Consider the following 12,401-nt stretch of genomic DNA (forward strand, 5'->3'; position numbering starts at 1 on the left):
TCATGGTTGTAACCTTGCGCAACATTATTTTTGAAAAAAACAACAGCCCTTACGTCAACCACAAAGCAGCCCGAGGCTGTGACGTGAATAAATAATAGGCAAGGAATGATAATAATGAAACACGAGCGATGGATAAAATCGCAAAAAGCAGCACAATATCGCAAAAATAATGCGTTTTTCCCGAGGTTTTTAGCGTTTTCCAGCAGCCGCGGTTAAAAAAGACTGGAAAAGAAGGGTTTTTACGCTGTGATGAGTGAAGCCGTAGCGCGTCCTTGCGCTGGCTGGTGTTAATTACCTTGCTTCGTTTCAGCGGTTGTTACACGGCTAGTCGCCTCGCCCAAGCGGGTGCGTAACAAGACTTTAGATTTACTCACGGCGTGCTCATCCGTGTATGCATTCCAGCTTAAGCCGTTGTCGATGCTGAACTCAATTGCCAAACCTGGCAAGGCTGTATTGGCCAACAATTTACCATCGTCCACTACACCACCGGGCGGCGGCAGATAAAAATCGCCACCCAACGCAGCCAGCTTCGGCAATTCTTTTACGCTTAATTGCACCGCAAATGCAGCCCAATCAGCAGTGCGTGCAGCGGCATCCGGTTTATCACCTTCCCATTCAGCCTTGTGCCAAGCGCGCTCGGCGAGTGGAATTAAACGCGGATAAATCATCTGCTCCATCTGCGCACCGGTGCGAATAGTTTCAGTCCACACTTGCCCTTGCATACCGCGCAAATTCTCCGGCTTTTCCAGTGCGGGCATAGCACGACCTACGAGCGCCTCCAGATTTTCAATCGGTGCGCCGTTGCGGGTTTTATCGGCATTGGCGTAAAGGTTATCCGGCATAAAACCAAATACTTTTGCGGTATCTGTGTAGCGCGCTGCCCAATAATAGCCGCGCTCTTCCGGATTCACTTCATGGGGATGATCGAAATACAAATGGGTAGCGGGCGATAAAATCGGTTCATAACCGGCATTCGCCAAACGATAGGCGCGGTCAGCAACGCCCCATTCCCAGATGTTATCCCAAGCATTGGCGAGCACATGTTTATTGGCAAATTGACTGCGATTAAAGGTGTTGACCGGGTCATACATCAAGCCATCTTCCCAACCGGCCAAATCCAAACCGCGCGCAGATGTGATCGCAGAAACTTTGCTCACAAAGTAAGGCTTCAAATCAGCCGGGCCAGCAACGCCCTGTTCACCTTTGGCAAAGAGTGCATTACAGGCAGGTGATGCAGTCCAGGAACCTGCGCCCACTTCATCGCCGCCCATATGGAAAGTGACGAGCTTGGTGCCCGCTTTGCGGTACATCTGCTGCAATTCATAAATGACTTTATCGACAAACGCATAGGTCGATGGCAGGCACACGTTGATGGAGTTGTCGGTGTAACTTTGCACGGTGATGTATTGGGATTTATCCAACGGATCGGATAACAAATACTGTTCGGCTTCGGCTTTTTTCCCGGCCTTCAACAATTTTTTGTAACGCGCTTCCATGGATTTCACTGCCGCGCGCGCGTGGCCGGGCATATCGATTTCAGGCACCACTTCGATATGGCGGGCGCTGGCGAATTTTATAATTTCAATAAAATCGGCCGTAGTGTAATAACCATTACCCGAACCGGATGCGTGCGGACCTGTACCCAATTGGGTCAGTAAACAAGTCTGCTCAGTGAGGTCAAAACAGCGCTTGGCGCCTATGTCGGTCAGCTCCGGCAAGCCAGGAATTTCCAAGCGCCAGCCCTCATCCTCTGTTAAATGCAAATGCAATTTGTTGAGTTTGTAACGCGCCATTTGCTCGATCAAACGCAGTGTTACATCCTTGCCATGAAAGTTGCGCCCCATGTCATATTGCATGCCGCGCCAGCTGTAACGCGGTGCATCCTTCGCACTCAATAGCGGCAGTGCATGGCTGCTCGCTGCTTGCGCGGGCAGCAAACTCAACACGCTTTGGATGCCGTAGAAAGCACCAGCGTTATCGCTGCCGATGATGGTAATTTTGTCGGCGGCGATATCAAGTGTGTAGGCTTCTGCTTTCGCATTTGAGTTATCAACTTTTATCTCAATCACTTTGCCCGTTGCAGCGACATGATCCGCAGCAGCAGTGAGCGTGATCCCGGCTGATTTTAATTGCGCAACAAAATAGTTGGCTTCACTTGTGAGGCGCCCGGCGTAGCGAATTTGCCAACTGCTATCAAGTGTCGCTGTGCCTTTGCGATATTTCACATCGGCCGGTGTAGGGATAATTTTGGGGCTGGCATCGAGCTTGGCGGCCGCGTGATTAACGGCGAGATTATCCTGATAGCGGGTGGCCGCAGTGGCGATGGGATAGAGGTCGGGCGAGAAGCGCTGCAACTGTTCAGCTTTGGTAAAAGGCTCGACAAATTCTTTCAGGTTTTCAGTATCGGTATTGGCGAACACCACCGCATCCGCCCCCTGCTGGGCGATAAATGCACGCGGCATAAAATCGGTATAACTCACCATATGCGCACTGGCGGTATAGGGCACTGACAAGCTTGCGCCCACAGCGAGGCCTTTAAACCCGACTGTCGGTGCCAACTCGTGCAGGTCACCTTGCACATGGCGCAGGCTCAAACCGTCTATTACCGTCGAGTCCAATTTGCGCACGGAATGAAAATAAATCCTCCACTCACCCTGCCCCGCAGGCAAGGCTGTTCCAGAGTCATTGGTCAGCGTCAATTTCGCTTGCGGCTTGGCCGCCAGATTGTTCACCACGCCAAAACGCAGCTGGGCCTTGCCCGCAAATTCATTGAGTTGTTGTTGGCTGAGGTTTGCGGCGAAGACGCCCTGGGCGAGCCCCAGCGCGAGCGTCAATGCGCCCAACCGCGCAGCTATGTGTTGACCTGCAGATTTCATTATGGAACTCCTGCCTCTATTTAGTTGATTGATTTGGCATGTGGATTTTTCTGACAACGTTGTCCAGATTACACCAAAATCACCGGCACGCCAGTGCCTGAACATAAATTAACCCTTCGGACGAATGGGTTAAGGATAGATGGGGATAGCCAAAATGCTTCAGGACCAAAACAACAAAGGGCGCCGAAGCGCCCTTTTTATCGAACAAGCAATAACAAAGCCGTAGCCGGGATCAACCCAGAAAGAACTTGGCGGCTTCGTTTTTGGTTTCATCCCAATAGGGATAATTCAGGTCATTCAAAAACGCTTGCAGGTCGGCGTATTCTTTTTTCGGCACTTGCATGCCAACCAACACGCGCGCTGACGCCGAGCCATGATTGCGATAGTGGAACAGGGAGATATTCCAGCGACCGGCAACTTTATTGAGGAACGTCATGAGCGCACCCGGGCGCTCGGGAAACTCAAAGCGATAGAGCACTTCATCGGTGATTTGCGGTGCGTGGCCCCCCACCAAATGGCGGATGTGCAATTTCGCCAGCTCGTTCTCGGTCATATCCACGAGGTCATAACCCTGTGAATGCAACCCACTGACCAGATCCGCACGATCATTGCCACCTGCTGCCACTTGCACGCCAACAAAAATCTTGGCGTCTTTGGCATCGGCATAGCGATAGTTAAATTCGGTGATATTGCGCTTGCCTAAGGCTTTGCAGAATTCCTTGTAGGCACCAGGGCGCTCGGGAATGGTTACCGCCAGAATCGCTTCGCGCTGCTCGCCGATTTCCGTGCGCTCGCTAATGTAGTGCAAGCGATCAAAGTTGATGTTGGCACCACAGTCAATCGCGATCAGGGTTTGGCCGGTGATGCCGTGTTCCGCCACGTATTTTTTCAGCCCCGCGATACCCGTTGCGCCTGCTGGCTCGGCAATCGAGCGGGTATCTTCAAAAATATCTTTGATGCCCGCGCAAATTTCGTCGTTAGTCACGGTGATGCATTCATCGACCGTTTTACGCAGCACGCGGAAAGTCTCCTCGCCGATTTGCGCCACCGCGATGCCGTCGGCAAAGATACCCACTTGCGGCAGTACCACGCGCTTTTTCTTTTCCAGTGCCGCTTTCAAGCAGGCAGACTCTTCCGATTCCACCGCGATGATCTTGATCTCGGGGCGAACATATTTCAAATAAGCGGAAATACCAGCCGCCAAGCCGCCACCGCCGACTGCGATAAAAATCGCGTCGATTTTGCCGGGATACTGGCGCAGGATTTCCATCGCAATCGTGCCCTGTCCTGCGATCACATCCGGATCATCAAAAGGGTGCACATAGGTAAGCCCTTTTTCTTCCACCAGCTTTTTGGCGTGGGCAGAGGCTTCGTCATAGCTATCGCCATGCAACACCACTTTGGCACCGCGCGCTTTTACTGCATCGACTTTAATCGCGGGCGTCGTGCGCGGCATTACGATAGTGGCTTTGATCCCCAAATGCTGGGAGCCAAGTGCAACACCCTGCGCGTGGTTACCGGCAGAGGCGCAAATCACACCGCGATTACGCTCTTCTTCGGTCAGCTGCAACAGCTTGTTGTAGGCACCGCGCAATTTGAACGAGAACACCGGTTGCAAGTCTTCGCGCTTAAGCAGGACTTTATTGCCAGTGCGCGCAGAGAGCAGACGCGCTTCGTCGAGCGGGGTTTCCACCGCGAGATCGTAGATACGGGCATTGAGGATACGTTTTATGTAAGTTTCAGGCATGGGAGTTCTGGCATTCGCGAGTGAGGTGGACTGTTTAGTCAATGAATGAAAAAGTCGCCGCAGTGTAAACAATTTAGCCGCCGCTGGCACGGCGAAAATCCGTATAATGCGGCAAGATTTTGACCCAGCTCCCGAGAATAATCACATGACCCAAGACCAACTCAAACAAGCTGTCGCACGCGCGGCGATCGAATACATCAAACCCAAACTGTTTAGCGACTCGATTATCGGTGTCGGCACTGGTTCGACCGCGAATTTTTTTATCGATTATCTGGGCGAGATCAAAAGCCAATTCGCCGGTGCTGTGGCAAGTTCAGACGCCTCAGCCGCACGCCTGAAGAAACTCGGGATAGACGTGCTGGATTGCAACTCGGTGACTGAGCTGGTGGTATATGTCGATGGCGCCGATGAAAGCAACGCTTATTTACATTTGATTAAAGGCGGCGGCGCTGCCTTGACGCGCGAAAAAATCGTGCGCGCAGTATCCAAAGAATTTGTGTGCATTGCCGACGAAAGCAAATGGGTGGATGTGCTGGGCAAGTTCCCGTTGCCAGTTGAAGTCATTCCTATGGCGCGCTCTTATGTCGCGCGTGAATTGGTCAAACTCGGCGGCACACCGGTGTACCGCGAGGGTGTAGTGACCGACAACGGCAATGTGATTCTCGATGTGTACAACCTGCAGATTATCGATCCGGTCGGTCTGGAAACCCGCATCAACCAAATCACTGGTGTTGTGACCAACGGTTTATTTGCAGCACAACCGGCGGACGTCTTGTTGCTCGGCACCAAAGAGGGTGTGAAAACCCTCTTTCCGCGCTAAAAACCAGCAGCGCGTTTATGCAGCACTTTTATAACCGAGCCCTTATCGCCCTGCTCTGCCTGCTGGTGGTGAGCGGGGCACTTGGTTATCTGTGCGTGAGCAAAACGTTTATGCAGGTCGCGCTCTTACCCGGCGGCCAAGCCGATCTTCGGTGGCAAACCGAGCCGCAAACGGATGTCTATCAGGGCGGAAGCTCCAGCCTCCGGATTGCCGATGACACTTTCAGTTTGAATTTTAATTTCACCCTGACCCGTCAAGCGCAATATCCGTTTGTAGCCGTTAATCTGGTTTTTACCGACCCCAAGAATGCGCCTGTACTGGTGGATTTATCCGCGTTCGACAAAATTGTCTTTAGCGCGAAATGCTCCACCGCCAACACCCTGAGTTTCTCCTTGCTCACTTTTGATGAACAGGTATCAAAGGCCGGCGACTTTTTGAGTTATCGCTCGCCCTCCACTTTTTTTTCTTGCGGCCCCGAGTGGCGCGCAGTCGAGCTTGACCTCACCCGACTGGAAACACCGCAATGGTGGTTCGAAATGTTTAAGGTCGAATTGTCGCGCAAGGAATACAAGCTCAACAAAGTGGCGAAGCTCAATTTTGGCAGCAGCGTCCAGACCCAAATGGATATGGACACCAACGTCCAGTTGAGCGAAATCACCCTGATCGGGCACAACGGATTTTATTTGTACCTGTACGGCGCTTTTTTGCTGCTGCTTTGGGGCGCTTACGCCCTGTGGTTTTTCCGCCAGCATACTCACACACTGATTCGGGAGCTGCACAACAAAATCCAGCGCGACCGACCGCTGATTGCCTACCAACAATTATCTGTTGAGCCGCTGCGCGATAAAGACCGCAGCGCCATACTGCATTTCATGGCGACACGCTACGCCAACCCCGAGCTGGGTCTGGATGCCATGGCCAGCGAAATAGGCGTGAGCCGCACCAAAATTAATGACATCCTCAAATCCGAACTGGGTTTTACCTTTACCGGCTACTTGAACAAACTGCGCCTGACCGAAGCGGCGCGTTTATTGGCGCAAGCGGAAGATGCCAACATCGCCGAAATCGCCTACTCGGTAGGTTACAAAAACGTCTCCTACTTCAACAAACTCTTCAAAGAAGAATACAGCTGCACCCCCAAAATCTATAAAAGCCTGTGCGACAAAACCCCCGGCTCTTCAACTTAAATTAAAAAAACTTCAACTTTTTACCAATTGATAGCCTTTTTAACGCAAGCATTACCACTTGCCACCCGTCATTAGCAAAACTCTCACGTCAAAATTTCCCGAGCTGCTGTATCTGGCAGCTGCAGGTTATTCACAACAATAAAGAGAATTGCTATGACCTTAAAAAACAGACTTCTGTTATCAAGCCTATTAGTCTCCCTGCTGGGATGTGGCGGTGGCGGTGGCGCAGCGACTCCAGCAGCCAGCTCCAAACCTCAACAATCGTCTACAACCCCGAGCTCTATGGCAGCGATTAGCTCATCAGCTGTTGCGGTGCCATCCAGCATCGCGGCTTCTTCCTCCAGCGCTCCGGCAACCGGCGGAATTTACCCCAGCTACAACCTGAATCCTCTGCCTGCCGATACCACCGGCATGGAGAGCACTGCCACGCAAATCGCCAGTAAGATCAAGATCGGCTTTAACATCGGCAATACACTGGAAGCCATGGGCGGTAAATCGGAAACCTATTGGGGCAATCCAAAAATCACTAAAGAGTTTGTAGCCTTCGTAAAACAAGCGGGCTTTAGTGCAGTGCGCCTGCCCGTGTCATGGGATCAATACGCCAACCAAACCACCGCTGAAATCGACCCCAACTGGCTCAATCGTGTGAAAGAGGTGGTGCAGTATTGTGTTGATAACAATCTCTACGTGATCGTCAATATCCACTGGGACGGCGGCTGGCTGGAAAACAATGTGGTACCCGCCAAGCAGGAACAAAACAACGCAAAACAGAAAGCTTTCTGGGAACAGATCGCCACACAGCTGCGCGATTTTGACGAGCGCGTCCTCTTTGCCAGCGCCAACGAACCCAATGTGGAAACCGCTGCGCAGATGGCGGTGTTGCACTCCTATCACCAAACCTTTATCGACACAGTGCGCGCAACCGGCGGCAAAAATGCGCAGCGTGTGCTTATCGTGCAGGGGCCATCCACCGATATCGAAAAAACCAACACGCTGATGACAGCACTACCAACTGATTCAGTCGCCAACCGCCTGATGGCCGAGATTCATTTTTACAGTCCCTGGAATTACACCGGCATGACCAAAGATGAAAGCTGGGGCAACCAGTTTTTTTATTGGGGCAAGGGATTTCACTCCACCACCGACACCGCTCACAACCCCACCTGGGGCGAAGAAGATTATGTCGATCAGCAATTCAAATCCATGAAAACGAAATTTGTGGATAAAGGCATTCCCGTGATCATGGGCGAATTTGGCACAGGCGTGCGCAAAAACTTAACCGGCGCCGATTTGCAATTGCATCTCGATGGCCGCGCCTATTACCTCAATTACGTCACCAAACAAGCCATCGCCAACGGCATGGTGCCCTTCTTATGGGATATAGGTGAACTGCTTGATCGCACCAATAACAAAGTATTGGACCAGCAAGCGTTTGATGCGCTGATGAATGGCGCTGGTGTGCAATAACGCTTTTTCTCACAAGATCGCCGAGGAAAAAAACATGACCACTTCAACAACCGACAGCAATAGCAACATGACAGCCACTTATCTGCAGCATAAAAATAATTTGTTTGCAGCAGAAAGTGATATCGAAAAAATCAAACCCTTTGTATCGCTCAACTTGTTGAGCGCCCAAAGCCTGCAAGCTGAACCCGCGTTAACACCGGCATCAGGACAAGCGATTATCACCTACGTGATTGCCGGTGAGGCCGCTTACTCGGACTCCACTGGCAAACAGGGTCGATTACAAAAAGACAGCTGGGCCTGGGTCATTGCGGGCGCCGGCATTTGGCATTCAATAGCGCCCATTACCCGCGACTTTATCGCCGTACAAATGGGTATTGCCCTATCGCCCGCACTGGAAAATTCACCCCCACAGACCGCCTATTTACAAGCGGAACCAAACGCAGCAGATGGCGACCCCGCAAAATTATTAATTGGCTGGCACGGCAAAAAACGCAGCGACTTTGCGATTCCCTCCCAGTTGAATTATTTAGTCGTGCCGCTTAAGACACAACAATACTGGAGTTATGAGTTACCGCTGAACCATCAGTTTGCATGGGTAACCGTGGTCAGCGGACTTGTAACTACGAGCACGGGGAAAACCCTGCCAAGTGGCGTAAGTATTTTTAATCGCCCCACTGCAAAAATAGATTTTCACGCGCAAGCTGATTCGATTCTAGTGTTGGGTTCTTCGCTGGAATTTGGCCACGATTTAATTCTCCAAAATACGTCAGTGCACACCTCAACCGAAGCTCTACAGCTTGGACATAACGGAATTTCTGCCGCAGCGAAAACTTTACGCCTATAAATAATAGGCCCGGGCAAAAACAATCTGTACAAAAAATTAAAGTGATCATCCTGAAAATTACTCTAATTTTTAATCACTTTTTTACTTGAGGTTATCCATGCTGGACATCACCCGCAGAAATATTTTTAAAGCCTGTCTCGCGGGCGCCGCTGCATCACCGCTCACATTTATCGGTGGCGCGCAGGCCGCACCTTGCACACCAACCGTTGCTCCATTGCGTCCACACTGGGCGCGCGGTATTGAAGGCCAGCGCAAAGCCGATTTAGGTAACGGCACTTTTTTAAATCCGATTCTCGCCGGTGACCACCCCGACCCTACCGTGTTGAAAGATGGCGATGATTACTACATGACGTTTTCGTCGTTTAATTCCTACCCGGGAATTATTATTTGGCATTCGCGCGATCTGGTGAACTGGACACCTATAGGTCCGGCACTACAAAAAAATATTGGCACTGTGTGGGCATTGGATTTATGCAAACACGGCGATCGCTATTACATTTATATTCCCGCCGCACCCGATGGTAAACCTTGGGGCACCTATGTCATTTGGGCGGATAATATTAATGGCCCCTGGAGTGATCCAATCGATTTAAAAATCGATGGTTGTATCGACCCTGGCCACGCAGTGGGCGAGGATGGCAAACGTTATTTATTTGTGAATGGCATCCGCAAAATCCGGTTGAGCGATGATGGACTGGCGACCGATGGCGAGATCGAGCCAGCCTACAGTCCCTGGCGTTATCCCGATGACTGGATAGTCGAAAACTTTGCGCCCGAAGGCCCCAAACTATTGCGCCGCGGTGAATGGTTTTATTTAGTTACGGCGGTGGGCGGTACAGCAGGGCCAGTGACCGGGCATATGGTCATTGCCGCGCGCTCACACTCCATTCACGGCCCCTGGGAACACTGCCCGCACAACCCTTTAGTACGCTCGCAATCGGAAGCAGAGCCTTGGTGGTCGCGCGGTCACGCCACATTAATTGAAGGTCCGGTTATCAACGGCAAAAGTAGCGGCTGGTGGATGATCTATCACGCTTACGAAAACGGGTTTAGAACCCTAGGCCGCCAAACCATTCTGGAACCCATTGAATGGACGGATGATGGCTGGTTCCGCGCGACCGGCGGCGATCTTTCACAGCCCTTACCCAAACCCAATCCCGCATCAAGCGGCGCACACGGCATCGCCTTATCTGATAATTTTGCGCGCAATAAAATTGGCAGCCAGTGGTGCTTTCACCAGCCGGGCGCTCAGGAAATGGCGCGCGTCGTTTACAGCAAAAAAATGCTGGAGCTCGCAGCCAAAGGAACATCACCCGCTGACTCATCACCGCTAACTTGCGGAGTGGGTGATCGCGCCTATCAGGTTGCAGTCGATTTCACGTTAGTGGGCGATGCCGAAGCGGGCCTGCTGCTGTTTTACAATCACAAAGCCTTTGTGGGCATGGGTTTTACTGCCGATGCGATTAAAAGTTTTCAATACGCCGAGGAGCAAAGTTGGGCGCGTATCCCGCTTAAAACCCGCAACCTGCGGATGCGTATTACCAATGACCAGCAGGTCATCACATATGAGTATTCGCAAGATGCCGGCCGCACCTGGGAGCGCCATCCTACCCGCATGGAGGTGTCGGGTTTGAACCACAATGTGTTTGGCGGGTTTTTAAGTTTGAAGGTGGGCATTTACTGCGCGGGTGGCGGCAAGGTGCAGCTGCGTGATTTCCGCTACAGCGCAATTGCTTGATACGCCAGCCATCACTGTCGCATTTTGTCTCCTATACTCGGAGGACTTCCATCATTTTGAAGGCCTTCTACCATGCTCTCCTTTTCCAGTATCCAAGGGCGCCTACTGGTTGCAGTAAGCGCTGGCATTATCCTGTTTGTGATGATCAGCGGCATCGCCATTTCCCTGCTCAGTGACACCATCTCCGACTATAACCGTCTGATCGCCGGTTCAGTCGCGCAAGAGCGCAGCATCAACAAGATGAATTACCAGTTCAAGACCCAGGTGCAAGAGTGGAAAAACGTGCTGCTGCGTGGTAAGGACCCGCAAAAACTCATGCAGTACTGGACGCAATTTGAAGCCCTGCACCGGGATATCCAACAGCAGGGCACAAAGCTGAGGGGTGAACTCACAGGCGATAGCCGCGCCAAAGTCGAGGCTTTTTTACAAGCTCATCAAACAGCGTTCGGGAAATACCAAACCGGTTTGGATGCGTTTAAAGCAGCCAACTTTGACCCTTCTGCAGGTGACAAGGCAGTCACCGGGATTGACCGCGAGCCGAGCAAATTACTGGAAGAATCGGCGCAGCTGATTAGCGCTCGTGTCACCACGGACACGGAAACCAATCTGGCAGCGAGTAAAAGTGTCTCCTTCTGGGCAAGCGCATTGATTCTGCTGGGCGGGGTTCTAGTGGTATTTATGGTGCTGATTATCCTGCGCAAAAGCCTTATTACGCCCTTGGCGACTATTAATAACCATCTCGCTTTGCTCGCGGGCGGCAATTTCCGCCAGACCTTACAATTCAAAGATGCAGGTGAGCTGGGCAAACTCGGGCGCAATATCCATCAAGTGCAGCAAAGTATTGTGCAGGTGGTGACCACAGTACAAAACTCCATGCAGAAACTTGCTGACGCATCGAACCAAATTAGCCAGAGCGCCTCGGCCGTGGCGCGCTATACCGACCAAGCCCATCACTCCACCGATCAGGTTTCCGCTGCCATCACTGAAATGACGGCGACCGTACAGGAAGTGGCGAGCAATGCAGGTGGTGCGGCAGACGCAGCCCAGAGCGCCGATCAAAATGCACATCAGGGTTTAAAAATGATGGACAACACCCTCGATGCAATCAACCAATTAAATACCGAGGTCAACCGCGTCGGCACAGCTATGACCCAGCTCGAGGCAGATACCAATCGCATTGGCGGCGTGCTTGATGTGATTAAAAATGTAGCCGAGCAGACCAACTTGCTCGCCCTCAATGCGGCGATTGAAGCGGCGCGCGCCGGAGAGCAGGGGCGCGGCTTTGCGGTAGTGGCCGATGAAGTCCGCTCACTCGCCAAACGCACGCAGGACTCTACAGCGGAGATTCAACAAATTATTGAAGCGGTGCAACGCGGCGCAACCAACGCGATGAATGCGATGAAAACCAGCCAGGGCAAAACCGGCGCGACCCTGGAGATGGCAGGACAAGCGGGCCAATCGATCAACCAAATTACCCAATCCATCTCTGCGATTTTAGGCATGAATATGCAAATCGCCACGGCGGCCGAAGAGCAAAGTTATACCGCGGAAGAAATTAATAAAAACATTATTCAGGTCGTCAACCTAATCGACAGTTTGAATCAGGATGCGCGCAAGTCCGAGCAGATAGCACGGCGATTGGATGACACCACCAAAGATCTGGAAACCCAGATCGCGCACTTTGCTGTATAACTAATTTTCCCTACAGCATTAATAAAAAAA

At 51.8% G+C, this 12,401-nt stretch carries 8 protein-coding genes; 6 read left to right on the top strand and 2 right to left on the bottom strand.

Going from position 1 to position 12,401, the window contains the following annotated elements; genetic code table 11:
- Positions 1–287: 287 nt before the first annotated feature.
- Together J2X05_RS02275 and ilvA are read right to left on the bottom strand one after the other, a co-directional pair.
- Positions 288–2,876: a beta-N-acetylhexosaminidase gene (locus tag J2X05_RS02275; RefSeq protein WP_310068102.1), complete on the bottom strand. Its 2,589-nt coding sequence runs from the start codon at positions 2,874–2,876 to the stop codon at positions 288–290.
- Between the two features lie 232 nt (positions 2,877–3,108).
- Entirely contained in the window at positions 3,109–4,665 is a 1,557-nt protein-coding gene (ilvA, locus tag J2X05_RS02280; protein ID WP_310068104.1) for a threonine ammonia-lyase, biosynthetic, read from the bottom strand.
- 103 nt (positions 4,666–4,768) lie between these two features.
- Between ilvA and rpiA the strand changes: the two genes are divergently transcribed.
- The 6 genes from rpiA to J2X05_RS02310 all read left to right on the top strand — a co-directional run bounded on the left by rpiA (position 4,769) and on the right by J2X05_RS02310 (position 12,371).
- The gene (gene rpiA, locus J2X05_RS02285) at positions 4,769–5,443 is read left to right on the top strand and encodes a ribose-5-phosphate isomerase RpiA (RefSeq protein WP_310068105.1); all 675 of its coding nucleotides are present in this window, start codon (positions 4,769–4,771) and stop codon (positions 5,441–5,443) included.
- A 17-nt stretch (positions 5,444–5,460) separates the two neighbouring features.
- Positions 5,461–6,630, top strand: a complete 1,170-nt coding sequence (locus J2X05_RS02290; RefSeq protein WP_310068108.1) for a helix-turn-helix domain-containing protein — start codon at positions 5,461–5,463, stop codon at positions 6,628–6,630.
- Positions 6,631–6,783: 153 nt separating this feature from the next.
- On the top strand, positions 6,784–8,097 hold the full coding sequence (locus J2X05_RS02295; protein ID WP_310068112.1) for a glycoside hydrolase family 5 protein: 1,314 nt from the start codon (positions 6,784–6,786) through the stop codon (positions 8,095–8,097).
- Between the two features lie 34 nt (positions 8,098–8,131).
- Positions 8,132–8,941, top strand: coding sequence for a pirin family protein (locus J2X05_RS02300; RefSeq protein WP_310068114.1), 810 nt, complete (start codon positions 8,132–8,134; stop codon positions 8,939–8,941).
- 97 nt (positions 8,942–9,038) lie between these two features.
- Complete coding sequence (locus tag J2X05_RS02305; RefSeq protein ID WP_310068116.1) at positions 9,039–10,679, top strand: family 43 glycosylhydrolase; 1,641 nt, start codon at positions 9,039–9,041, stop codon at positions 10,677–10,679.
- A gap of 72 nt (positions 10,680–10,751) precedes the next feature.
- A complete protein-coding gene (locus J2X05_RS02310) occupies positions 10,752–12,371 on the top strand; it encodes a methyl-accepting chemotaxis protein (RefSeq protein WP_310068118.1) in 1,620 nt (539 codons plus the stop codon).
- Positions 12,372–12,401: the final 30 nt, after the last annotated feature.

Origin of the sequence: Cellvibrio fibrivorans (assembly GCF_031457055.1) — a bacterium.
Classification (GTDB): Bacteria; Pseudomonadota; Gammaproteobacteria; order Pseudomonadales; family Cellvibrionaceae; genus Cellvibrio; species Cellvibrio fibrivorans.